The sequence below is a fragment of the Mycetocola sp. genome, from assembly GCF_025464835.1.
Taxonomy (GTDB): Bacteria; Actinomycetota; Actinomycetes; order Actinomycetales; family Microbacteriaceae; genus Mycetocola_A.
In genome coordinates this window covers 17,116-39,627 of the sequence record NZ_JAODMP010000013.1, presented here as the reverse complement: position 1 = coordinate 39,627, position 22,512 = coordinate 17,116, and the positions used below count along the sequence as shown (strand labels likewise).

The window sequence follows — 22,512 nt, the reverse complement described above, 5'->3', positions numbered from 1 at the left end:
GCGGACGGATAGGCTGGAGCCCATGTCTGTTTCCTGGGGCCGTCGGCTCGCTTCCTCCCTCCTGGCCGCTCTGACCGTCGCGGTGGTCACCCACGCGGCGAGTGTGGTGATCTTCTTCGTCTCACAGCAGTACCGGGCCGAAGCGGTCGCACAGGTCAGCGACTTCTACTTCCTCGCCAGCCTGTTCAGCGTCGTCCTGCTGTTCGTCTTCGCGCTCGTCGGAAGCTTCGTGCGCTGGTACACGGCACTCCTCGTCGGTTTCTTCACCGGTATCCTCGCGTGCCTCGCCGGTACCGGGCTCAACACGGTGCTCGGCGGCTTCCCCCTCGACGCAACCACCATCGCCTACCTGTGGAGTACCTTCCTCAGCCTCAACGGCGTGTACGTGCTTGCTCTCACGGTCGCCGCTGCGACTCTGGGTCGGGCGGTCTACCGCCGGGCACTCGCCTTCCGCGCAGCCCAGCAGTCCGGTGAACGCCGGATCGCCCTGGTGCGGATGCCAGCAGGCAACCTCACCGACGGGCAGCTCACGCACCTGGAGCGCACCCCGGTCGACACCGAACTCGCTGACACGCAGTGGGACGGGTACACCTCCGCGCTTGAGGCGAACGGCTGGACGACCCGTGAAGTCGGTTTCGCTGACACGATGGCTGACTCCGTCTTCGTCGAGGACGCCCTGGTACTGCTCGGCGACACCGCGATCGTCGCCCGCGCAGGTACCGAGAGCCGCCGCTCCGAGAGCGAGGGTGCCGAGGAGACGGCGCGTGACCTGGGCCTCCGCATCGAACGGATCCTGAGCCCTGGCACCCTCGAGGGTGGCGACGTGCTCAAGGTGGGCTCGACGATCTACGTCGGTCGCTCCAGCCGGACGAACGCCGAAGGCATCCGTCAGTTCCGGGCTATCGCCGCGCCTCTTGGGTATCGCGTCGTCGCTGTTCCCGTGACGCGTGCGCTGCACCTCAAGTCCACGATGACGGCGCTGCCGGATGGTACGATCCTCGGCCACCCCGACCTCGTCGACGACCCTTCCTTTTTTCCGCACTTCCTTGCGGTTCCTGAGCGGGAGGGTGTTGCCGTCGTCGTCCTGTCGGAGGACACCGTGCTGATGTCAGCGTCTGCGCCTGCGACCGCAGCCTTGCTCGAGGACCGCGGCTACACCGTCGTCTCGGCCGACATCAGCGAGTTCGAGAAACTCGAGGGATGCGTGACCTGCCTTTCGGTGCGCGTCCGCTGACCCGCGGCCGGAACCTCGCGAAAAAAGTTCTTGCCCGGCTCCCCAGGCTGGGCATAGGGTGGGAAGCCGTCGCCGCCCCGCCCTGTCGAAATGACGTGGCCAGACGACGACGTTTCAGGTTGAGGAGGGCCGTCATGACGTACATCACCAACGCGCCGACCGCCGGGTCGCTATCCCGCGTCGCCGTCCGCTACGCCTCCGCCGGTCGCCGACCGGCCCCTCAGGAGTCCTAACCTCCGTCACCGCTGCTCGGCGCTCAGCTCGAACTCGATTCCGGATGCCGGGGAGTCGCGCCCCTTTTTGCGGGCGCACCGGTGACTTCACCTCTTTTTTCGCGAAATGTACTGCCATCCTCGTGGGATGCGCAGAGAAGAGAAGTTCTCACAATGTCTCGTCGCATCGACGGTCACACCTCCCCTAAATCCGGGTTGTCCACGGCGGCCGCGCTCGCGCGGATCCTGCCATACGCCCGCGACGCCATGCCGCGCATCATCCTCGGGATGGGGGCTGCGCTCGGTGCCGGGCTTGTGGCGCTCTGCATCCCTCTGGTGCTCCAGGCCCTTGTCGACGGCCCGCTCTCCACCGGTGACACGTCCCAGATCTGGTGGGCGGTCCTCGCCGTGCTCGGCCTCGGCGTGCTCGAGGCGGTGATGATCGCGCTTCGCCGCTGGTTCGTGCTCAAGCCGGGAACGTATGTCGAAGCCCGGATGCGCAACGCGCTCTACGCCCGGCTGCAGGACCTGCCCGTCTCGTTCCACGACCGCTGGCAGTCGGGGCAACTGCTGTCCCGCGCCGTCAGCGACCTCAATTTGATCCGGCGCTGGCTGTCGTTCGGGCTTGTCCTCCTTGTGGTGAACGCCGTCACCGTTGTGGTGGGCGCCGTCGTGTTGTTCTACTGGCACTGGCTGCTCGGCACGATCTTCCTCGTGCTCGCCGTGCCGATCTGGATCTACGGATTCGTTTTCGAGAAGAAGTACTCGGTCATCGCCCGGCGCAGCCAGGACCAGGCAGGTGATCTCGCGACCGCCGTGGAGGAGTCGGTCCACGGCATCCGGGTCCTGAAAGCCTTCGGCCGCGGAAAGCACGCGCTGCGTAACTTCGAGTCCCAGGCGGAAAGCCTGCGTGGCACGGAGATCGAGAAGGCGAAGGCCATTGCGGGCATCTGGTTGTGGCTGCTGCTGCTTCCGGATGTCGCGTTCGCCCTGTGCCTGCTGACGGGAGTGTGGCTCGCCTCGACCGGTGAGATCACCGTCGGGCAGCTGTTCGCTTTCTTCGCGACGGCGACCGTGCTGAGGTTCCCGATCGAGTCGATCGGCTTCCTGCTGGCGATGACCTTCGACACCCGGACGGCAACCGACCGGTTCTTCGAGGTTCTCGATACGCCGAACACGATCACCGACCCGGAGCGCCCGGCAACGATCCAGCAGGTGCGAGGCCGCTTGAGCTTCGAGGAGACGCACTTCCGGTACCAGGACTCACCTGAGGACGTCCCAGACCTGCTCAACGGTGTGACGCTCACACTCGAACCGGGGGAGACGATGGCGCTGGTCGGCCTCACCGGGTCAGGCAAGTCCACCCTCACGGCCCTCACTACCCGCCTGTACGACGTCACCGGAGGCGCCGTGAAACTCGACGGTGTCGATGTCCGCGACCTCACCAGGGAGGAGCTGCGCACCCACATCGCCATGGCGTTCGAGGATGCGACGCTGTTTTCGGCATCCGTTCGCGACAACATCCTTCTCGGACGCGGTGATCTCGACCCGCACAGCACCGAAGCCGACGCGGTCCTCGACGAAGCGCTCGACATCGCGCAGGCACAGTTCGTGCGCGACCTTCCCGAGGGAGTCGAGACGAAAGTGGGCGAAGAGGGCCTCAGCCTGTCCGGTGGACAGCGCCAGCGGCTCGCGCTCGCCCGTGCCGTCGCTGCGAACCCTGCGGTGCTCGTCCTCGACGACCCGCTGTCGGCGCTCGACGTCGACACTGAGGCGCTCGTCGAAGCCGCGCTGCGCCGCATCCTGGCCTCGACGACTGCCCTTATCGTCGCTCACCGTCCTTCGACGGTCATGCTCGCCGACCGGGTCGCGCTGCTCGAGGACGGGAAGGTGACGGCCGTCGGCCGGCACAGTGAACTCCTTGCCACGAGCGAGCATTACAAGTTCGTCATCTCGAGCCTGGAAGACGAAGAGAAGCGGGAAGCGGCGGAGAAGATCGATAAAACGCTTGGCGGCTCGCGTTTCGATTCAGAGACCGTGGAGGCGGGAGCATGACGAACACCGGGGTGTTGGGCGTCGAAGGTGAGGAGCGCGACGACTTCACCAAACAGGAGAGCGCCCAGATTCGTGCCCGCTCGCTGCGTCTGCTCGGGTCGCTGCTCTCGCCGCTGCGTCTGCGTGTCGTGCTCACGATGCTTGTCGTCGTCGTGTCGACGGCCGCGCAGGTCGCCGGCCCTGCGCTGATCGCGTTCGGCATCGACCGCGGCCTCCCGGCCGTGCTGGAGCGGAACGACTGGATGCCCGCCTTCGTTCTCGTCGGCGTGTACCTGGTCACCGGTCTCCTCGGCGCCCTGCTGATCGCCTGGTACATGGTGCTCAGCGCCCGGATCAGCCAGGCGATCCTCATCGACCTGCGCAAGCGGGTGTTCTTGCACACCCAGAAGCTGAGTCTCGAATTCCATGAGAGTTACACCTCGGGTCGGATCATCTCGCGGCAGACCAGCGACCTCGACGCCATCAAGGAGCTGCTCGACTCCGGGATCAACCAGCTCGTCTCCGGTTTCCTGTACATGCTGTTCACCGGTATCGCCCTGTTCCTCCTCGACGGGACCAGCGGGCTCGTCCTGCTCGGTGCCCTGATCCCGCTGTACGTCCTGACACGCTGGTTCCAGAAACGGTCGCAGTTTCTGTTCCGACAGTCGCGCGTTGCATCCGCCAGGGTCATCGTGCAGTTCGTCGAGACGATGACCGGCATCCGCGCCGTGAAAGCGTTCCGCAAGGAGAAGCGCAACGAGAAGGAGTTCGGGCGAGTCGTGGAGGACTACCGCGGCATCAACGCGCGCGTCATCCAGCTGTTCGGTGTGTTCGACCCGGGGTTGGTCCTGATCGGCAACGTCGCTGTCGCGACGGTGCTCCTGGTCGGAGCGTTCCGCGTCGTCGATGGCTCCCTGGCGATCGGCGCCCTGCTCGCCGTCGTGCTGTACACCCGCCGGTTCTTCGACCCGATGGAGGAGATGGCGATGTTCTACAACTCTTACCAGTCGGCCGCCGCAGCGCTGGAGAAGATCTCGGGTGTGCTCGAGGAGAAACCGACAGTGCCGGATCCGGTGCACCCGGTCGACCTCTGGACAGCACGCGGTCACGTTCAGTTCCAGGACGTCACTTTCGCGTACAAGGGCGGCACTGTCGTGCTTCCGCACTTCACCCTCGATCTGCCCGCCGGTCAGACCGTCGCTCTGGTCGGCTCCACCGGAGCGGGTAAGTCGACGCTCGCGAAGCTGATGTCGCGGTTCTACGACCCGACCGAGGGCACCGTGATGCTCGACGGGGCCGACCTCCGGCAGCTGCATCCGAAGGACCTCCGCCGCGCCATCGTCATGGTCACCCAGGAGGCATACCTGTTCTCCGGGTCCGTCGCCGACAACATCGCCATCGGAAAACCGGAGGCAACGGCCGAGGAGATCAGGCGCGCCGCGAAGGCGGTCGGGGCCGACGATTTCATCCGGGCGCTCCCGAACGGTTACGACACCGACGTGAACAAACGGGGCGGCCGTGTGTCGGCCGGCCAGCGCCAGCTGATCTCGTTCGCGCGGGCGTTCCTCGCAGACCCCGCCGTGCTCATCCTCGACGAGGCGACGGCGTCACTGGACATCCCCAGCGAGCGGCTGGTGCAGGAAGCCCTGCAAACGCTGCTCGCCGACCGGACCGCCGTGATCATCGCGCACCGGTTGTCGACGGTCGCGATCGCGGACCGGGTGCTCGTGATGGAACACGGCAGGATCGTTGAGGACGGCACCCCGCGCGACCTCATCTCGGGCACTGGGCGGTTCGCCCAGCTGCACGCCGCGTGGCGGGACTCGCTGGTCTAGCGAGGACCGCGAGAGGGCAGCCACGCGCCCAAACGGAGCGAAAAGCGCGCCCTTGAGTGCGCGGTGATCTTCTCGGCGATGGGAAGGGCCGGTCATACGAAGGCGGATGCCGCCAGCCGGTAGCTGCCGTCGGCGCGCGGAGCCATCGGGGTCGCCTCAGCCCGGTAGTGCTCCAGCGCCTCGGCCTCGTGGCAGGACGGCGGGAGCCCGCCGGCACGGACGACGCGCCACCAGGGGACCTCGTCGCCGTGGTGTGCCATCACCCGGCCGACACCCCGCGCCGATCGGGAACCGATCCTCGCAGCGACCTGGCCGTAGCTCATGACACGACCCGCGGGAATGGAGGCGACGACATCCAGCACGCCGCCGACGAAATCGTCCGGCGTGAGTCCGGAGTCAGAGTTTGCGGACGGCGACGGTTTCTCCATACTGAGTCTCGCCCACAGGTTCGAAGCCGACGTGGAGGAAGAACGTCTCAGGGCCGGACTCGCCCGGCTCATAGATCACGTTGACGTGGTCGAATCCTCGCTTGGCGGCTTCCTCGCTCAGTGCCTGAACGGCGTAGGTGCCGACCCCGCGGCCCTGGTCGTCGGCGTCGACGTTGATCCGCCACAGGATGCTGGCGAAATCCCCGTCAGAGTCCGGGTCGAAGTTTGCCTGGACGAATCCGACGACCTCGTCGCCGTCGAGGATGACCCGCTGCCACGTGGTGGCCGGGTTCACGACCGCCGCAGCGACGGAATACGACACAGGGGCCACGAACTGCTCCTGGCCGGGCTTGAGCGTCAACGCGTTCACCGCGACGATGGTTGAGGCGGACAGTTCTTCAAGTCGGAGCTCAGGCATGCTGCAAGGCTATCCGGAACGGAGGCCGCACCGGTAGCGGCACCGCGGCAGTCATAACATTTCGCCCGCTGTTCATCCTGCGGGAGCCGACATGACAGCGGCTCCCGATCTCTCGATATCAAGATAGTTGCGTTGCCTCAGGTAAGCTTGACCGCGGCCCGTACGGCCCCACAAACGAGGAGCTTTCTTTTGTCAAAAATTAAGGTTGAAGGCACCGTCGTCGAGCTCGACGGCGACGAGATGACCCGCATCATCTGGCAGTCCATCAAGGACACCCTGATTCACCCGTACCTCGACGTTAACCTCGAGTACTACGACCTCGGCATCGAGAAGCGTGACGAGACGAATGACCAGATCACCATCGACGCAGCACACGCCATCCAGAAGCACGGTGTCGGCGTCAAGTGCGCGACGATCACGCCAGACGAGGCGCGTGTCGAAGAATTCGGCCTGAAGAAGATGTGGAAGAGCCCGAACGGCACCATCCGCAACATCCTCGGTGGCGTCATCTTCCGTGAGCCGATCATCATCTCGAACATCCCGCGCCTCGTGCCCGGCTGGAACAAGCCGATCATCATCGGCCGTCACGCCTTCGGCGACCAGTACCGCGCCACCGACTTCCTGTTCAAGGGCAAGGGCACTCTCACCGTCGAGTTCACCCCTGAGGACGGCTCAGAGCCGCAGAAGTTCGAGGTCTACCAGGCGCCGGGCGACGGCATCGCGCAGGTGCAGTACAACCTCGACGAGTCCATCCGTGACTTCGCGCGTGCCAGCCTCAACTACGGCCTCACCCGCAACTACCCGGTGTACCTCTCCACGAAGAACACCATCCTCAAGGCCTACGACGGCCGGTTCAAGGACATCTTCCAGGAGATCTTCGACGCCGAGTTCAAGGACGCGTTCGAGTCCGCCGGACTGACCTACGAGCACCGCCTCATCGACGACATGGTGGCATCCGCCATGAAGTGGGAGGGCGGCTACGTCTGGGCCTGCAAGAACTACGACGGTGACGTGCAGTCGGACACCGTCGCGCAGGGCTTCGGCTCGCTCGGGCTGATGACCAGCGTGCTGGCCACGCCGGACGGCAAGGTCGTCGAAGCCGAGGCAGCGCACGGCACAGTGACCCGTCACTACCGCATGCACCAGCAGGGCAAGCCGACCTCCACCAACCCCATCGCGTCGATTTTCGCCTGGACCCGCGGCCTGCAGCACCGCGGCAAGCTGGACGGCAACGATGCGCTGATCGAATTCGCCTCCACCCTGGAAGACGTGGTCATCAAGACCGTCGAGTCAGGCAAGATGACGAAGGACCTCGCGCTCCTCGTCGGTCCTGAGCAGCCGTACCAGACCACCGAGGAATTCCTCGCTGAGATCACGGCGAACCTCAAGTCCCGCCTGGGCTAAACCCCAACGACAGCGAATGCCCCCGATCCGACGATCGGGGGCATTCGTTCGTTCGAGTCGTTCAGGCCGTGCAGGTGGCCTGAACGTCGGCGAACGTCGTCTGGATGCCCTCCAGCGCTCCGGTCAGCGACTCAGAGTCCACGTTCGCGGGATCATCTGCCGCCGTGCGCATCTCTCCGGCGAAGGCGTGCAGCGCCTTCTCAGCCGCGTTCGTCGTCTTCTTCACCTCGGCGTTGCTGATCTTGTCGTTGGCGCCGGAGAACGAAGCGGCGAGCTCGTTGACGGCGTCCGCGCCGGCGGCAGGATCGTTCCCGAACGAGGTGACGCTCTCCCTGAGGTCTTCCTGCGCTTTCTCCATCGTGGTCTGGACGATGGAACATGCTTCGGCGGTTGACTGGCCTCCGGCGCAGCCGGTGAGCAGAAGCCCGGCGACGGTGACGATGCCGAGAGCGGATGCTCGGGCAAGACGAGTACGGGGCATGGAGAATCCTTCGCTGGTTGGGGGGAGCGTGAAGACTAACAACCGCAGGCTGAAGAAACCCGGGGAACGGCTTCTGCCAGAATGTGGGGAACTCACGGAAAGCAGGATGGAATGGCAGAGATCGTCATCGTTTCGGACGCAGGTGCTGCCGGGGAACTCGTCGCGGACGCCGTCAGCTCGCTGATCACTCGAAAGGCGGATGCCGTGCTCGGCCTGGCCACAGGGTCGACGCCCCTCGCGGTCTACCGGGCGCTCGCGGCTCGGGCGAGTTCGCTCGACCTGCGTCGGGTGTCCGGCTTCGCGCTGGACGAGTATGTCGGGCTCCCGGTCTCCCACCCGGAAAGCTACCGTTCCGTCATCACCCGTGAGGTGGTCGAACCGATCGGCCTTGACCCGGATCGCGTCCATGTCCCGAACGGGAACGCGGAGACCATCCAGACGGCCGGCGCGGCATACGAACGCGCCATCGTCGCCGCTGGAGGTATCGACCTGCAGATCCTCGGTGTCGGTACCGACGGGCACATCGGATTCAACGAGCCGGGCTCCTCGTTCGCGTCGCTCACCCGGGTGAAGACCCTCACCGAGCAGACCCGGCGTGACAACGCGCGCTTTTTCGATTCGCCCGATGAGGTGCCGATGCACTGCATCACCCAGGGACTCGGCACGATTCTGCGTGCGGAGCACCTGGTGATGCTGGCATTCGGTGAGGGCAAGGCCAACGCCGTCGCGGCATCCGTCGAAGGTCCGCTCTCGGCGATGATGCCAGGTTCAGCCATCCAGCTGCACCCGCACGCGACCGTCGTGATCGACGAGGCGGCCGCGTCGAAGCTGAAACTCGCCGACTATTACCGGTACGCGTATGCGCACAAGCCCGACTGGCAGGGCATCTAGCTGCGAGCTGCCGCAACCCCGCAGCTGGTCAGAAGACCTTGCCAGGGTTGAGAATGCCCTGCGGATCGAAGACCCGTTTGATCTGCCGTTGCAGTTCGAGTTGGTCGTCTCCGAGCTCGAGCCCGAGCCAACGTTTTTTGAGGATCCCGATACCGTGCTCGCCGGTGAGGGTGCCGCCGAGCCGAAGCGCTGTGCCGAACAGCTCATCGGCCGCCTGCCAGATCACGTCAGGCACCTCGGTTCCGGAGAAGACGAAGTTAGGATGCAGGTTGCCGTCTCCGGCATGAGCCACCGTCGGAATGCGGATGCCGTAACGCTGCTCGATCCTGACGATCTCAGCGAACATCGCCGGGAGCGCTGACCGTGGTACCGAAACGTCTTCGATGAGTGTCGTGCCCAACCGCTCCATCGCCGGGTGCATCGACCGGCGGACGGTCAGCAGCCGTTCGCCCTCGGCCAGGTCCGTCGAGAGTGCGCCGCGGCCACCCAGCGAGAGGATGAGGGCGAATGCCGCGTCTGCCTCTTGCTGCGCCGCCGGGCCGTCGGTCTGGACGACGAGGTGTGCCTCGCCGGTACTGATGCCAGGGAGGGCGAGCAGGGTGGCAACGGCCTCGAGAGACGCGGAGTCCATCAGTTCCATCACCGACGGCTGGATCCCGGCCGCGGTGATCGCTGCTGCTGCAGCGGCGGCATCCGTCACGCTGGGGAAGTAGGAGGCGATCGTCGCTATGGTCCCAGGGACGGCGCGACGGATCCGTACGGTTGCCTCGACGATGACGCCGAGAAGTCCCTCAGAGCCGACCAGAAGCGCGGTCAGATCGAGGCCGGTGACCCCTTTGACGCTCCGGTGACCCAGGTCGAGCAGACGACCGTCGGCAAGGACGACCTTGAGGCCGAGGACGGCGTCGCGGGTCACGCCGTACTTGGCGCAGAGCAGGCCGCCGGCGTTGGTGGCGATGTTGCCGCCGACCGTCGAAATCGCCCTGGACGCCGGGTCGGGGGCGAACCAGAGGCCCTGCTCGGCGAGAATGTCGTTGAACCGTCCGTTGAGGATGCCGGGTTCGACGACCGCGAGCAGATCCGCCTCGTTGATCTCGAGGACCCGGTCCATCGCCGCAGTGGAGAGCACGATCTCACCGGCCGAGGCAATCGCCCCGCCGGCCAACCCTGTGCCGGCCCCGCGGGTGACGACAGGAGTTCCGGTGGCCGACGCGATGCGCATCACGGCCTGAACGTCGGCGATCGAGCGTGCCGCGACGACGGCGAGGGGCGCGGAAGCCGACCGGTGACCCGATTTGTCGGCCTGCGCGACGCTCAGCGTGGCGGCGTCCGTGAAGACCGCGTCGCCCAGCTCCTCGACGAGCAGCCCGACGACGCCCGTCATCCGAGTTCCCGGCGGCCGTTCACCAGCCCGCTGACCGTGGCGAGCAGGCCGAAGGCGATGGCGACGACCGGCACGCCCAGGTCCCACCACGCCAGCGCGGCGGCGCCCATCACGGCGATCTCGACGAGAGCCTTGCCGAAGACGTCGACCGAGAAGACGGCTTTCGGCGAGCGGAACAGTGCCCACAGCAGGATCGCCACGACGGGCAGGGCGACGCCGAGCACGACGTTCCACGGCAACGGCCAGGAGATGAATCCCCAGATGGCGAGACTCACGACGGCGAAGATTTCGAGGAAGAACCTCAGGATGTCGTTGGGGGTCAGAGTGGCTCTGTCACTGGATTCCGGCACCGGTCCAGTGTAGAGGTTCGTCATTTGAAGATGATGGTGCGGGCGCCGTCGAGCAGCACGCGATCCTCCGCGAACCACTTCACCGCCTGGGTGAGGGTGCGGCTCTCTTCGTCCTGCCCGATCGCGACGAGTTCGCTTGCGCTGCGCGAGTGATCCACCCGGACGACGTTCTGCTCGATGATCGGCCCTTCGTCGAGGTCGCTTGTGACGAAGTGGGCGGTCGCCCCGATGAGTTTCACTCCGCGGGCGTGGGCCTGCCGGTACGGGTTCGCCCCCTTGAAACCGGGCAGGAACGAGTGGTGGATGTTGATGGCGCGGCCGGCGAGACGTTCGCAGAGCTCGGGGGAGAGGATCTGCATGTACCGGGCGAGGACGACGAGTTCGATGTCGAACTCGTCGACCGCCTCGAGGATGCGGCGCTCGAATGCCGCCTTCGACGCGGCATCCGTCACCGGGCGGAATTCGAACGGAACCCCGTAGAACGCGGCGATGTCGCGCAGGCTGTCGTGGTTGGAGAGCACGAGCGGGATGTCGACGCTCAACTGCCCGGCCCGCTGACGGAACAGGAGGTCGTTGACGCAGTGCGCAGCGGTCGACGCCAGCACGAGGGTGCGGAGGGGCCGCCCGACGACGTCCAGCCGCCAGGTCATCTCGTACGTGTTCGTCACCGGCACGATCGCCGCCTCGAACTCGGCCCGGTCACCGGGGGACTCGACCTGCAGGCGCATGAAGAACCGGCCGGTGTCTGCACTGGAGAACTGCTGGCTCTCGGTGATGTTGCCCCGAGCGGAGACGATGGCCCCGCTGATGGCGTGCACGATTCCCGGTCGGTCGGCGCAGACGAAGGTCAGTACCCAGTGGTTGAGGTGTTCTCGCGGTGCGTCGGGGATAGTCACGCCTCTAGGTTATTGCAGACGGGACACCGCCTTTCCCGCCGGGAGACGCTCGGACAGACTGGTTCGCGCTCGGCGCATTCCGTTCGGCCCTGGGCGCGCACATCGGCGTGTAGACGAACTCGGCTCTCGCTCCGGCGGCCGAGTGAACGCCGTCGTTGGATTCCCCGACGACCACTTCCCCCATTTCTGTCGCGCCTCACGCGGTTTCCCGGCCGACCGGGCCGCTTCCGTTCCCATGGATCGGGTTGATCGCGCTCCCTGGGCGTTTGCCGCGATCGCGAACACGCGCATCGGCGACACGGCAAGCGCGTTCTATACAACCGCTGTCAACGTCGGGATCGGGGCCCGGCGCTGATCGGGCGGTGCTCGCCGGACTCGGGCTCGTGCTCGTGACGCTCACGGATTCCTCACAGCGGAGCGCCAGGCGCCCGATCCGGGTGTGAACCATGGTCCGGCACAAGGCCACGGGCGGTTAAACTAGAAAAACCACCGCACGCAACCCCGAGAGACCTTTATGGTATTGATCCTGCTGGCTTTCTTCGTCGTCTCGTGTGCCACGAGACTGATGACGAAGTGGCTGTCCACGCGGGTTTTCTATCTGATCTCGGTGCTGCCGTTCGCCGCCTTTGCGTACACCCTCACGCAGACACCGGTCGTTCTCGGCGGGGGAGCGGTGACCGAGAGCGTCCCGTGGATCCCGCAGCTGGGGATCTCGCTGTCTTTCCGCGTCGACACCCTGGCCTGGCTGCTCGCCCTCATCGTGACCGGCGTCGGCGGGCTCGTCCTGGTGTATTGCGCACGCTATTTCACCCCGGATGAGCCGGGCCTCGGCCGCTTCGCCGGGCTGCTCCTGGCCTTCGCCGGAACGATGTACGGCCTCGTGACCGCCGATGACATCCTCGTGATGTTCATGTTCTGGGAGGTCACGAGTGTGCTCTCCTACCTGCTCATCGGGCACTACGTCGACCGCAAAGAGAGCCGCGGTGCAGCGCTGCAGGCCCTACTCGTCACAACCTTCGGCGGTCTCGCCATGCTGGTCGGCGTGGTCATGATCGCCGTGCAGGCCGGGACGACATCCATGGCGTCGATCATCGAGCAGAGCCTGGATTCTCCGGCCACCACCGTCGCCATCCTCCTCCTTCTCGTTGGCGCCCTGTCGAAGTCGGCGATCGTGCCGTTCCACTTCTGGCTGCCTGCGGCGATGGCAGCACCTACCCCGGTGAGCGCCTACCTGCACGCTGCAGCCATGGTGAAGGCCGGTATCTATCTCGTCGCGCGTTTCGCACCCGGGTATGTCGACACCCCTGGCTGGACACCGGTGCTCGTCGGGCTCGGAGTCTGGGCGATGCTCGTTGGTGCCTGGCGTTCGCTTCGGCAGTACGACCTCAAGCTCGTTCTTGCCTACGGGACCGTCAGCCAGCTCGGGTTCCTCATGGTGATCGTCGGTTTCGGCGGGCACGACGCCGCCCTCGCCGGCGCTGCACTCCTCCTCGCTCACGCGCTGTACAAGGCAGCGCTTTTCCTTGTGGTCGGGATCATCGATCACCGCACGGGCACACGTGACTGGCGCAAGCTCTCGGGCGTCGGCCGTCAGTCGAAAATGCTCGCGGCCATCACCCTCGTCGCCGTCACCTCGATGGCCGGGATCCCACCCCTGCTCGGCTTCGTCGCCAAGGAAGCCGTTTTCACCGCCTTCCTGTCAGCGGGACTCGCCGGAGATCCGTGGGGATGGATTGCGCTCGCCGGCACCGTCGTCGGTTCGATCCTCACCGTCGCGTACAGCGCACGATTCTTCTGGGGCGCGTTCGCCACCCGCAAGCATGTCGCGCAGACGAAGCCCAGCTCGGACGGCTGGGGCATCCTCATCGCGCCTGGCATCCTCAGCGCAGCCACGATCGTGTTCGGGGTCGGAGCGGGTCCTCTTCTCGATCCGTTGCTCCGCCCGTACGCCGAGACCATGCCAGGGCAGGGCGATTATCACCTTGCCCTCTGGCACGGGTTCGAACCTGCCCTCGCCCTGTCCGCCCTGGTCGTCGCGGTCGGCCTCGTGATGTTCTGGCGGCGAGCCTGGGTTGCGCGCACACAGGACATGGTCCCGGCCACACTCGACGCGTCGCGCGGTTATTGGCTCGGTGTCCGCCTCGTCGACAGGCTGGCGGCGCGCACGACCATCTTCGCCCAGCGCGGCGGTCTGCCGCAGTACCTCAGCACGATCCTCATCGTCTATGTCCTCACCGTCGGGGCGGCGAGCCTGCTGAACCGGACCTGGCCGGACAGCATCCGCCCGTGGGATTACCCGGAGCAGGCGCTCGTGGCCGTCGCTATCGCGATCGCCGCCATCATGGCCGGCCAGGCCAGACAACGGATGAGCGCGGTCCTTCTGGTCGGGACAACCGGGTTCGGCATGGTTGCACTGTTCGCCATGCACGGTGCACCGGACCTCGCCCTCACCCAGGCCCTGGTCGAGATGGTCACACTCGTCGTGTTCGTGCTCGTTCTGCGGCGCCTGCCGACGAAGATCGCCCAGCGCAACCGGCCTGTCAAACGACTGTTGCGGGCTTCGATCGGCATCGCCGTCGGAGCGGTGATGGCCGTCGTCGCCGTGATCGCGCTCGGCGCCCGACAGGCCGAAAGCATCGGAACCGAATGGCCGCGACTCGCTTTCGAGGAAGCGCACGGACGAAACATCGTCAACACGGTCCTCGTCGACATCCGTGCGTGGGACACCATGGGTGAGATCGCGGTGCTCGTGGTCGTCGCGACCGGGATCGCGAGTCTGCTGTTCGTCACCGGCCGCGCCGGGCCGATCCCGAGGCTCGTGGGAGCCCGGCAACAGCGCAGGGGGCAAAACCGCAGGCGCGTCCTGGTTGACCCGCTTGCGCCGGGGCCTGAGGCGAGTTCCAGTCGGATGAGCTGGCTCCTCGCCGGGCGTGCCCTCGCCCCTGACCACCGCTCGGTGCTGCTCGAGGTCCTCGTCCGTCTGCTGTTCCACCCGGCGATCCTGGTCTCGATCTACTTCCTCTTCGTCGGGCACAATGCTCCAGGCGGTGGATTCGCAGGCGGACTGCTCGCCGGTCTCGCCCTGGTCGCCCGTTACCTCGCCGGCGGGCGGTACGAACTTGCCGAAGCGATTCCGATCGACGCCGGTAAGATCCTCGGCGCCGGGATCGCCCTCGCCGCCGGCTGCGCCGTCGGCTCGCTGTTCTTCGGCGCTGAGACACTGAGCTCGGCGTATTTCGAGGCGGACGTGATCTTCTTCGGCGCGGTGTCCTTCGGCACGTCGACGATCTTCGACATCGGGGTATACCTGGTCGTCGTCGGTCTCGTTCTCGACATCCTCCGCAGCCTCGGCGCCGAGATCGACCGGCAGCAGGAAGAGGCGAACCTGTCCGAGGAATCCCGTGACGAGTTCTCCGAGAGTGAGGTTGCCCGATGACCGCGTCAGCAACCCTCATCCTCCTCATGGCCGTGCTCTACGCTGTCGGCATCACGGTGATGCTGGAACGGAGCCTCACCCGGGTTCTCATCGGATTCATGCTCGTCGGCAACGCCACCAACCTGCTCATCCTGCTCGTCAGCGGGCCGAACGGAACGGCGCCGATCGTCACAGGAACGGTCTCCGACGAGGGCATGGCCGATCCGGTACCCCAGGTGCTCATGCTCACCGCCATCGTGATCAACTTCGGCCTCACCGCATTCGTTCTCGCCCTGATCTACCGGTCCTGGTGGCTCGCTCAGCTGGGAGACCAGGGCGACTCGGTGCCGGACCAGCACCATGGTGAGACGGAAGCGGCGACGGATGCCACCTTCGACGCGGTCGACCTGGATGACGCGGCCCTTCAGAAAATCCTGGCCGACAGCGACGAACACCCGGATGCGCACAACCGCGGAATGGAGGGCGAGCGATGAGCGCGATCGTGCCTCTTCTGGTCCTTCTTCCTCTGCTCGGAGCAGCGGTTGCCCTGGTGCTCGGCGCATACCGCAGGGCCCAGGTCGTCGTCAGCGCGCTGACTCTCACCACCGTCACCGTGTTGAGCGCGATCCTTCTCGTCTATGTCGACAGCAATGGCCCGGTGGTCGTCGACGTCGGCGGTTGGGATGCACCATTCGGGATCGTGCTCGTCGCCGACCGCCTGGCGACCATCATGGTTCTGGTCTCCGCGCTCATGCTGCTCGGCGTGCTCCTTTTCGCCGCCGGTCAGGGCATCGCCGACGGTGACAGGGAAACGCCGGTTTCGATCTTCCACCCCACGTATCTCGTCCTGGCAGCCGGCCTGTTCGTCGCCTTCGTCGCCGGTGACCTCTTCAACCTGTACGTCGGGTTCGAGATGCTGCTCTCGGCCAGTTATGTGCTCCTGACGCTGGCGGGAACCGGCGCGCGCATCCGTGCCGGCGTGACGTACATCATTGTCAGCCTGACCTCGTCGATCATCTTCCTGGCGTCGATCGCCTTCATCTACGCGGCCACAGGCACGGTGACGATGGCGCTCATCGCGGAACGGGTTCGGGACCTGCCCGCCGACGTGCAGCTGATCCTGTGCATCTCGCTCCTCGTCGCGTTCTGCATCAAAGCCGCCGTGTTCCCGATGTCGTTCTGGCTCCCGGACTCCTACCCGACCGCCCCGGCTCCCGTCACCGCCGTGTTCGCGGGTCTGCTCACGAAGGTCGGCGTCTACGCCATCATCCGCACCGACACGGTCATGTTCACCGATGTCGACATCGACATACCGTTGATGGTCATCGCGCTGCTCACCTTGATCATCGGAATTCTCGGCGCCCTGGCACAGGCCGACATCAAGAGGCTGTTGTCCTTCACCCTCGTCAGTCACATCGGGTACATGATCTTCGGCATCGCGATCGGCAGCCAGGCCGCACTCGCGGCGACGATCTTCTACATCGTCCACCACATCATCGTCCAGACCACCCTGTTCCTGGCGACCGGGCTCGTGGAACGGGTCGGCGGGACCACGTCGATCAACCGGGTCGGCGGCATCCTCAAAGCGTCCCCGCTGGTTTCGGTGCTCTTCTTCATCGGCGCGATGAACCTCGGCGGTATCCCGCCGTTCTCCGGATTCCTCGGCAAGGTCGGCTTGTTCGAAGCCGGTGTCGCGCTTGGCACCCCGCTGTCATACGTGCTCATCGCCGCTGGTACCGCAACGTCGCTACTCACGCTCTACGCCCTCGTGAGGGTCTGGAACATGGTGTTCTGGCGGCCAAGCGGCGACGTCGAAGGTTATACGTCACCGTTGCTTGACTCGCTCAGTGAGACTCCCGACGACCCAGGCGGGACCGTCAGGACGAAGAGCGTTCCCCGGCTGATGCTCGCGGCTACGACGGGCATGGTCGCCCTCACCGTCGGGCTGACACTTTTCGCCGGACCCCTGTTCGACCTGGCCGCCCGCACGGCGGCAGACTTCGACTCGCACTCCACCTACGTCGACGCCGTGTTCCCTGGAGGTGTGGAATGAGCCCCGACCCGGGCGGCCGGCGTATCTCGGCCCGAAGCCAGATTGTGCTCCTCTGCGGGCTCGTCCTTCTCTGGTGCCTGCTCTGGGGGCAGTTCACCGTGCTGAGCGTCGTGAGTGGGGCGATCCTCGCGGTCGTGATCTCGATCGTCTTCTACCTGCCAGCCATCGACCTCAGCGGCCGGATCAATCTCTGGCACACCGCGGTGTTTCTCGTCCGGCTCATCGTCGACATCTGCCGGGCTTCGATCGACGTCGCCTGGCTGGTCATCGACCCTCGTTACCAACCCTCGAGCGCCATCCTGGCCATCGCTCTCGACACCCGCTCCGACCTCATCATGACCTGGACGGCCGAAGCCATCTCCCTCGTCCCCGGTTCCATCGTCGTCGACGTCGACCGCCAGGAGTCGGTCCTGTATGTTCACGTCATCAACGTCAAAACAGGGGACGACCTCGACGATTTCCGTGCCAGCGTGTTCGCGACCGAGAAACGCCTCGTGATGGCGATCGGGTCACCGGCGGATGTGTGGCGAGTCAACCAGCCCAATGAACTGACCCGATCGGCCCGACGGGGGAAGAACTGATGCAAATCGCCATGATCGTCGCAGGTGTGTTCTTTTGCGCCGGCGCCGTCGCCGCGTTGTACCGCGTGATCAGAGGGCCGAGCCTCCTCGACCGGGTCATCGCATCCGACGTGTTCGTCGTCACCATCATGTGTGTGCTCGCGACTGAGATGGCGTTCAGTTCCCACACCGAAACGCTCCCGGTGCTGCTCGTGCTCGGTGCATTCGCGTTCGTCGGTTCGGTGAGCTTTGCCCGCTTCATGGCGAAACAGGACCAGACATGACCGGCGAAGGAATCCGCGAGATCATCACCGTGGGCCTGGTGCTGGTCTCCTCGCTGATGTGTTTCGCCGCCGGAGTCGGGCTCATGCGCTTCCCCGATGTCCTGTCGCGCCTGCACGCCGCAACGAAGCCCCAGATTCTCGGCCTGATGGCCGTGACTGCCGCGATCGCCGTCAACAATGCCACGATCGGAACGTTCGCCCTGCTCACGGCGATCATCATCTTCCAGGCGCTGACGGCACCGATCACGGCCCACATGGTCGGGCGGGCCGCCTACCGGTCCGATCACCTGCGCCGTGACCTGCTGATCCAGGACGAGCTGTCCGTCAGCGTCGACAGGGTGGAGCAGGGCAACGTGGCGACCGCACCGGGAGGAACGCCGCCCGAGGGACCGACCCAGGACGACCGGCCCTCCGGCGAGCAGTACAGCTAGCGCAGCCGCACTCCCTCAGCCCACACGGCCGTGACGGAGTACGCCTCGTCGAGAAGCACGGCGTCTGCGGCGAACCCGACATCCAGCCGCCCGAGGTCGCCGGCGCGCCCGATCGCCCGTGCCGGGGTCTCGGTGACGGCCGCAACAGCAACGGGGAGCGGAATCCCGACCTCGGTGACCGCCCGCCGCACCGCTGCGTCCTGGGTGAGCGTTGAGCCGGCGATGGAGCCGCCGCCGGCGAGCCTGGCAACCCCGTCGACCACATCGACGCTCAACGAGCCCAGTTGGTAGTTCCCGTCGGTGGACCCCGCGGCGGCCATGGCATCGGTCACGAGGGCGATCCGCCCAGGGGCCAGGGCGAAGGCGATCCGGACGACCTCGGGGTGCACATGGACACCGTCGTTGATGATCTCGAGAGTCACCGACGGCGTCGCCGCGGCGGCGGCGACCGGCCCCGGGTTGCGGTGATGGATGCCGTTCATCGCGTTGAAAGCGTGGGTCAGGATGCTCGCCCCGGCCTCGAACGCGGACCGGGCGCCGTCGAAATCGGTGTCGGTGTGGCCGATCGCGACGGCGACCCCCGCCGACCGGAATTGCCGGACGGCGTCCATGCCGCCGGGGAGCTCAGGGGCGAGGGTGACCTGCCTGAGCGTGCCGCGTGCCGCTGTGAGGAGCCGTTCGATGACCGCCTGGTCAGGGGCGCACAGCTGGGCGGGGTCGTGGGCGCCTTTGTGTCCGACGTCGAGGAACGGCCCCTCGAGATGCGAACCGAGGATCGTCTGGTCATCACCGGCGAGGTCCGCGACGCGCGTCACCCGTTCGATGAGGTCGTCGAGCGAGCCGGTCACGAGGGACAGCACGGAGCGGGTCGTGCCGTGTGCCCGGTGCACGGCGAGGGCTGTGCGGATGCCGTCCGCGTCACTGTCGAAGGAACATCCGCCGCCACCGTGCCCATGGATGTCGATGAACCCGGGAACCAGGAAGGCACCTGCCGCGTCGAAGACGGTATGTGGTGCCAGTCCGCGCCAGCCGTCGCCGGTTCCGGTTGCGGCAATCGTTTCCCCGGCGAAGGCGACGTATCCGTCGTCGGCTACCTTCCCCCCGCTGACCACGCGCGCGGAATGGATGACCAGGTCGGGGGAAGCGGACGAAGAAAGGGGCACGTCGCCACGATAACGTTGATGCCGCGTGAAGCGAAAGCGCGAGCTCGCCCTGCAGGCCCTGGTCACGCCGCGGCGGGGCGAAGAGCCTGAGCAGGCGTTCGGCTTCCTCGGCCAGCGCCGTACGACCGGCGGCCGGGTACCGGCGGGGATCGACCAGGCCGGCGTCAGCCTCCAGGGCGGCGCGAACAGCGCGGGCGAAAAACCCGTCCAGGTGGGTGGTTCGCCGGTTTGTCATCCGTGGCGTCGGGTCCCGCTTCAGTCCGGGTCTTCGCTGAGAGTGAGCCGGTGCTCGAGCTCGTCACAGTCGGGGTGGACACTGCCCGCCTGAGGCTCGAGAACCGCAGCTGCGCCCCAGGCGGTGGCTCGGGAGAGCAGGGCGCGGACGTCCGTGATCCCGGCCGTGAGCAGGGATGCCGCGCCGGCCACGGCTGCGTCGCCGGCGCCGGTCGGGTTGCCGGCGAGCACCACGTCGAGCCGGGCGCGCAGTACCGCGCCGGTCCTGGGCACGGCGAGCATGCCGTCCTCGCCGAGCGAAACGAGGATCAGCTGGGCCCCGGCCGCCTGGAGTGCCCGCGCACCGGCAAGCGGATCGTGTTCGCCGGTGGCGTCGAACAGCTCACGCCGGTTCGGTTTGAGGAGGGTTGCTCCGGCCGCCGCAGCGCTCAGCAGGTAGGGGCCTGAGGCATCCGCGATCGTCGGGATGCCTGCATCCCTGGCGGAGGCGATCAGGTCGGAGACCAGCGACTCCGGTGCGCCGGGGGGCATGCTCCCCGACACGACGAGGCAGCCGGTATCCGGTAGTCGCGACCGGACGGCATCCGCGACGCGTTCCCAGGTCTCGCGCGGGAGCATCCGGCCGGATTCGTTGAGCACCGTTGTGCGCTCTGACTGCCGTTCGACGATGGCGGTGGAGCGCCGGGCCCGGCCAGGGATCGGCAGGAGGAGGGACGGGATGCTGCCGAGGTCACGCCTGAATTCGGCAAGGTCCTCTTCGCCGACCGGAGCGACAGCGAGCGTGTCGAAACCCTTCTGCAGCAGGACCCTGGCGACGTTGATACCTTTGCCTCCGGCCCTGGTGACCGCCGGCTGAACCCGGTGGCTTTCTCCGACGTCGAGCCGGTCGAGGGTGATGGTGCTGTCGAGAGCCGGGTTCGCCGTCACCGTGAGGATCACGCCTTCACCTCGGTGAGGCGCTGACGGGCACCGAGCGCTGCGCCGACGAGTCCCGCGTTCTCGCCCACCGTCGCGGGAAGCAGCACGGGCCGGCGGTGGAAGGTCAGCAACGAGTTCATGCGTTCCTCGACCGGTGTGAAAAGCGCGTCTCCGGCCTGCGCAAGTCCGCCGCCGAGCACGATGGCCTCGGGGGCGAGCAGCGCAACCGCCTGAGAGAGGGCGAGACCGAGCGCATCGGTTGCGGTGTCCCAGACGGATGCCGCTGCCGCGTTCCCTGACCTGGCGAGTTCGAGCACCTCCCTGGCACCGGCAACCGGCACAGACGCGTGCCGGTTGTAGAGCCTGGCGATGGCGCCTGCTGAGGCGATCGCCTCGAGGCAGCCGTTCCCGCCGCACGCGCAGGGCACACCGCCGACGTCGACCACGGAATGACCGATCTCACCGGCGAAGCCGGAGGCCGAATACGGCTTGCCGTCGAGGAAGAGAGCACCGGCTATTCCGGTGCCGATGACGACCACCATGACGTTGCGGAAGCGTCCGGCAGCGCCGAGGCGGTACTCGGCCGTCCCTGCGGCGCGGACGTCGTGCGTGAACGCGACGGGGAGCCCGAGGGCCGAACTCGCCGCATCCCGGAACGGCACGTCACGCCAGCCCAGGTTCTCGGCGTACACGCCCACCCCGGCGTCGTCGTCGACGAGGCCGGGAACGATGAGCCCGGCCGCCAGGGGGGCGACGTCGGGATGCCGTGCCGCGAACCGTTCGGTGAGGACGCCGAGCTGGGCGAGCACCGCGTCCCCGCTGCCGTCGGTGCTGTACGGCGTCGGTACCCGCACCACCTCCACGAGCGAGCCGCGGTCGTCGAAGAGGCCCGCTTTGGTGTCAGTACCGCCGACGTCGAACGCGAGGACGGCAGGACCGTTGCCGAGGATCTGACCCACCGTCATGCGTCGAGGATGACGGAACGGCTCAGGTTGCGAGGGACGTCGGGGTTGAGGCCAGCGCGCAGCGAACGCTCCAGCGCCACACGGTGGGCGCGCACGAGGTCGGCCAGCGGGTCGAGGGCGGAGTCCTCGAATCGCGCCCCTGTCGCTGCGACCTGTGCGGAGAGGCCCGAAGGCGTATCCCCGAACATCCACACAGCGCGACCGGGCGCGGCGATCGCGAGGGGTCCGTGCCGGTACTCCATGGCCGGGTATGACTCCGTCCACGCCTGGCAGGACTCACGCATCTTCAGTGCCGCCTCGTGGGCAAGTCCCACCGTCCACCCGCGGCCGAGGAACGTGACCTGTTCGGCGGCGATCAGGTCCTCGGGGAGGTCCTCGGTGAGCGCCTTCCCGGCATCGGTGATCGACCCGGAAACATCTGCGCCGGTCGACGCCCGGAGGAACGTCAGAGCCGTGGTGGCGAAGCGGGTCTGCACGACGCTTCGCTCGTCGGCGAACGGGAGCCCGACGACATCGTCGGCGAGGTCGACGAGAGGGCTGGCCAGGTCGCCAACGATCCCGATCGTGCGGATGCGCCCCTTCAGGTCGGTGAGGAGCTCGAGAACCTCAGACGTTGTCCCCGATCGGGTGATCGCGACGACGGCATCGTAGCCGCGGTCGAGGAACGCTTCGGATGCCGCGAACGCGTCGGTCTGGCCATGGCCAGCCCTCTCCCGGAGCGCGGCGTACGACTGCGCCATGAACCAGGACGTCCCGCAGCCGATCACGGCGACGCGCTGCCCCTCCGCCGGGAGGACTGCCCGCTCCGCCGTCAGCGCGGCGGCACGCTCCCACACCTCCGGCTGGCTTCCAAGCTCTTCCTTCATCCAGGCGCCGGGTGCGGTCATCGGTTCTGCTCCTGCCGTTGTCGGCCGTCCGGCCT

Annotated in this window: 21 protein-coding genes; 11 read left to right on the top strand and 10 right to left on the bottom strand. The window is 66.7% G+C overall.

Features of this window, described 5'->3' with window-relative positions:
• Positions 1-22 precede the first annotated feature (22 nt).
• The 3 genes from ddaH to JWP90_RS01955 all read left to right on the top strand — a co-directional run bounded on the left by ddaH (position 23) and on the right by JWP90_RS01955 (position 5,315).
• Positions 23-1,234, top strand: a complete 1,212-nt coding sequence (gene ddaH / locus JWP90_RS01965) for a dimethylargininase (RefSeq protein WP_297359043.1) — start codon at positions 23-25, stop codon at positions 1,232-1,234.
• A 386-nt stretch (positions 1,235-1,620) separates the two neighbouring features.
• Positions 1,621-3,501, top strand: coding sequence for an ABC transporter ATP-binding protein (locus JWP90_RS01960; protein WP_297359041.1), 1,881 nt, complete (start codon positions 1,621-1,623; stop codon positions 3,499-3,501).
• Entirely contained in the window at positions 3,498-5,315 is a 1,818-nt protein-coding gene (locus JWP90_RS01955; RefSeq protein WP_297359039.1) for an ABC transporter ATP-binding protein, read from the top strand. Before JWP90_RS01960 ends, JWP90_RS01955 begins: the two co-directional genes overlap by 4 nt.
• Positions 5,316-5,407: 92 nt before the next feature.
• On the opposite strand, the gene JWP90_RS01950 is transcribed toward JWP90_RS01955, so the two are convergent.
• The gene (locus JWP90_RS01950) at positions 5,408-5,743 is read right to left on the bottom strand and encodes an MGMT family protein (RefSeq protein WP_297359037.1); all 336 of its coding nucleotides are present in this window, start codon (positions 5,741-5,743) and stop codon (positions 5,408-5,410) included.
• A complete protein-coding gene (locus JWP90_RS01945; protein ID WP_297359035.1) occupies positions 5,712-6,161 on the bottom strand; it encodes a GNAT family N-acetyltransferase in 450 nt (149 codons plus the stop codon). The genes JWP90_RS01950 and JWP90_RS01945 overlap by 32 nt, the downstream gene beginning before the upstream one ends.
• Before the next feature lie 189 nt (positions 6,162-6,350).
• Here JWP90_RS01945 and JWP90_RS01940 point away from each other — a divergent pair, with 189 nt between their 5' ends.
• Entirely contained in the window at positions 6,351-7,565 is a 1,215-nt protein-coding gene (locus JWP90_RS01940) for an NADP-dependent isocitrate dehydrogenase (protein ID WP_297359033.1), read from the top strand.
• A 61-nt stretch (positions 7,566-7,626) separates the two neighbouring features.
• Here JWP90_RS01940 and JWP90_RS01935 read toward each other — a convergent pair whose 3' ends face one another.
• Positions 7,627-8,046, bottom strand: a complete 420-nt coding sequence (locus JWP90_RS01935; protein ID WP_297359031.1) for a hypothetical protein — start codon at positions 8,044-8,046, stop codon at positions 7,627-7,629.
• Between the two features lie 111 nt (positions 8,047-8,157).
• On the opposite strand from JWP90_RS01935, the gene nagB reads away from it, so the two are divergent.
• On the top strand, positions 8,158-8,937 hold the full coding sequence (gene nagB / locus JWP90_RS01930; protein WP_297359029.1) for a glucosamine-6-phosphate deaminase: 780 nt from the start codon (positions 8,158-8,160) through the stop codon (positions 8,935-8,937).
• Positions 8,938-8,965: 28 nt separating this feature from the next.
• Here nagB and JWP90_RS01925 read toward each other — a convergent pair whose 3' ends face one another.
• The 3 genes from JWP90_RS01925 to purU are packed head-to-tail and all read right to left on the bottom strand — an operon-like array spanning position 8,966 to position 11,561.
• Positions 8,966-10,321: an FAD-linked oxidase C-terminal domain-containing protein gene (locus tag JWP90_RS01925; protein WP_297359027.1), complete on the bottom strand. Its 1,356-nt coding sequence runs from the start codon at positions 10,319-10,321 to the stop codon at positions 8,966-8,968.
• A complete protein-coding gene (locus JWP90_RS01920) occupies positions 10,318-10,695 on the bottom strand; it encodes a YrdB family protein (RefSeq protein ID WP_297359025.1) in 378 nt (125 codons plus the stop codon). Before JWP90_RS01920 ends, JWP90_RS01925 begins: the two co-directional genes overlap by 4 nt.
• Complete coding sequence (gene purU / locus JWP90_RS01915) at positions 10,692-11,561, bottom strand: formyltetrahydrofolate deformylase (RefSeq protein ID WP_297359070.1); 870 nt, start codon at positions 11,559-11,561, stop codon at positions 10,692-10,694. Before purU ends, JWP90_RS01920 begins: the two co-directional genes overlap by 4 nt.
• A 520-nt stretch (positions 11,562-12,081) precedes the next feature.
• Here purU and JWP90_RS01910 point away from each other — a divergent pair.
• From JWP90_RS01910 to mnhG, 6 genes are read left to right on the top strand one after another with little or no spacing between them, the layout of a single operon-like run.
• Positions 12,082-15,003 carry a Na+/H+ antiporter subunit A gene (locus JWP90_RS01910; RefSeq protein ID WP_297359023.1) on the top strand — a complete coding sequence of 974 codons (2,922 nt, stop codon included), beginning with the start codon at positions 12,082-12,084 and terminating at the stop codon, positions 15,001-15,003.
• A complete protein-coding gene (locus JWP90_RS01905; protein WP_297359021.1) occupies positions 15,000-15,476 on the top strand; it encodes a sodium:proton antiporter in 477 nt (158 codons plus the stop codon). The genes JWP90_RS01910 and JWP90_RS01905 overlap by 4 nt, the downstream gene beginning before the upstream one ends.
• A complete protein-coding gene (locus JWP90_RS01900; RefSeq protein ID WP_297359019.1) occupies positions 15,473-17,035 on the top strand; it encodes a Na+/H+ antiporter subunit D in 1,563 nt (520 codons plus the stop codon). Before JWP90_RS01905 ends, JWP90_RS01900 begins: the two co-directional genes overlap by 4 nt.
• Entirely contained in the window at positions 17,032-17,616 is a 585-nt protein-coding gene (locus JWP90_RS01895) for a Na+/H+ antiporter subunit E (RefSeq protein WP_297359017.1), read from the top strand. Before JWP90_RS01900 ends, JWP90_RS01895 begins: the two co-directional genes overlap by 4 nt.
• On the top strand, positions 17,616-17,879 hold the full coding sequence (locus tag JWP90_RS01890) for a monovalent cation/H+ antiporter complex subunit F (RefSeq protein WP_297359015.1): 264 nt from the start codon (positions 17,616-17,618) through the stop codon (positions 17,877-17,879). Before JWP90_RS01895 ends, JWP90_RS01890 begins: the two co-directional genes overlap by 1 nt.
• Positions 17,876-18,310, top strand: coding sequence for a monovalent cation/H(+) antiporter subunit G (gene mnhG, locus JWP90_RS01885; protein WP_297359013.1), 435 nt, complete (start codon positions 17,876-17,878; stop codon positions 18,308-18,310). The genes JWP90_RS01890 and mnhG overlap by 4 nt, the downstream gene beginning before the upstream one ends.
• Here mnhG and nagA read toward each other — a convergent pair.
• The 4 genes from nagA to JWP90_RS01865 form a co-directional block, all read right to left on the bottom strand.
• On the bottom strand, positions 18,307-19,473 hold the full coding sequence (gene nagA / locus JWP90_RS01880; RefSeq protein WP_297359011.1) for an N-acetylglucosamine-6-phosphate deacetylase: 1,167 nt from the start codon (positions 19,471-19,473) through the stop codon (positions 18,307-18,309). The two genes, mnhG and nagA, sit on opposite strands and share 4 nt — an antisense overlap.
• 255 nt (positions 19,474-19,728) lie before the next feature.
• Positions 19,729-20,646, bottom strand: coding sequence for a 1-phosphofructokinase family hexose kinase (locus JWP90_RS01875; protein ID WP_297359009.1), 918 nt, complete (start codon positions 20,644-20,646; stop codon positions 19,729-19,731).
• Complete coding sequence (locus JWP90_RS01870) at positions 20,643-21,590, bottom strand: ROK family protein (protein ID WP_297359007.1); 948 nt, start codon at positions 21,588-21,590, stop codon at positions 20,643-20,645. The genes JWP90_RS01875 and JWP90_RS01870 overlap by 4 nt, the downstream gene beginning before the upstream one ends.
• Positions 21,587-22,477: an SIS domain-containing protein gene (locus tag JWP90_RS01865; RefSeq protein ID WP_297359005.1), complete on the bottom strand. Its 891-nt coding sequence runs from the start codon at positions 22,475-22,477 to the stop codon at positions 21,587-21,589. The genes JWP90_RS01870 and JWP90_RS01865 overlap by 4 nt, the downstream gene beginning before the upstream one ends.
• Positions 22,478-22,512: the final 35 nt, after the last annotated feature.

Excerpts from the sequence above, each read along its gene's own strand:
- ddaH (WP_297359043.1), top strand. The coding sequence starts at position 23 with ATGTCTGTTTCCTGGGGCCGTCGGCTCGCTTCCTCCCTCCTGGCCGCT.
- JWP90_RS01960 (WP_297359041.1), top strand. The coding sequence starts at position 1,621 with ATGTCTCGTCGCATCGACGGTCACACCTCCCCTAAATCCGGGTTGTCC.
- JWP90_RS01955 (WP_297359039.1), top strand. The coding sequence starts at position 3,498 with ATGACGAACACCGGGGTGTTGGGCGTCGAAGGTGAGGAGCGCGACGAC.
- JWP90_RS01950 (WP_297359037.1), bottom strand. The coding sequence starts at position 5,743 with ATGGAGAAACCGTCGCCGTCCGCAAACTCTGACTCCGGACTCACGCCG.
- JWP90_RS01945 (WP_297359035.1), bottom strand. The coding sequence starts at position 6,161 with ATGCCTGAGCTCCGACTTGAAGAACTGTCCGCCTCAACCATCGTCGCG.
- JWP90_RS01935 (WP_297359031.1), bottom strand. The coding sequence starts at position 8,046 with ATGCCCCGTACTCGTCTTGCCCGAGCATCCGCTCTCGGCATCGTCACC.
- nagB (WP_297359029.1), top strand. The coding sequence starts at position 8,158 with ATGGCAGAGATCGTCATCGTTTCGGACGCAGGTGCTGCCGGGGAACTC.
- JWP90_RS01925 (WP_297359027.1), bottom strand. The coding sequence starts at position 10,321 with ATGACGGGCGTCGTCGGGCTGCTCGTCGAGGAGCTGGGCGACGCGGTC.
- JWP90_RS01920 (WP_297359025.1), bottom strand. The coding sequence starts at position 10,695 with ATGACGAACCTCTACACTGGACCGGTGCCGGAATCCAGTGACAGAGCC.
- JWP90_RS01910 (WP_297359023.1), top strand. The coding sequence starts at position 12,082 with ATGGTATTGATCCTGCTGGCTTTCTTCGTCGTCTCGTGTGCCACGAGA.
- JWP90_RS01905 (WP_297359021.1), top strand. The coding sequence starts at position 15,000 with ATGACCGCGTCAGCAACCCTCATCCTCCTCATGGCCGTGCTCTACGCT.
- JWP90_RS01900 (WP_297359019.1), top strand. The coding sequence starts at position 15,473 with ATGAGCGCGATCGTGCCTCTTCTGGTCCTTCTTCCTCTGCTCGGAGCA.
- JWP90_RS01895 (WP_297359017.1), top strand. The coding sequence starts at position 17,032 with ATGAGCCCCGACCCGGGCGGCCGGCGTATCTCGGCCCGAAGCCAGATT.
- JWP90_RS01890 (WP_297359015.1), top strand. The coding sequence starts at position 17,616 with ATGCAAATCGCCATGATCGTCGCAGGTGTGTTCTTTTGCGCCGGCGCC.
- mnhG (WP_297359013.1), top strand. The coding sequence starts at position 17,876 with ATGACCGGCGAAGGAATCCGCGAGATCATCACCGTGGGCCTGGTGCTG.
- JWP90_RS01870 (WP_297359007.1), bottom strand. The coding sequence starts at position 21,590 with ATGACGGTGGGTCAGATCCTCGGCAACGGTCCTGCCGTCCTCGCGTTC.
- JWP90_RS01865 (WP_297359005.1), bottom strand. The coding sequence starts at position 22,477 with ATGACCGCACCCGGCGCCTGGATGAAGGAAGAGCTTGGAAGCCAGCCG.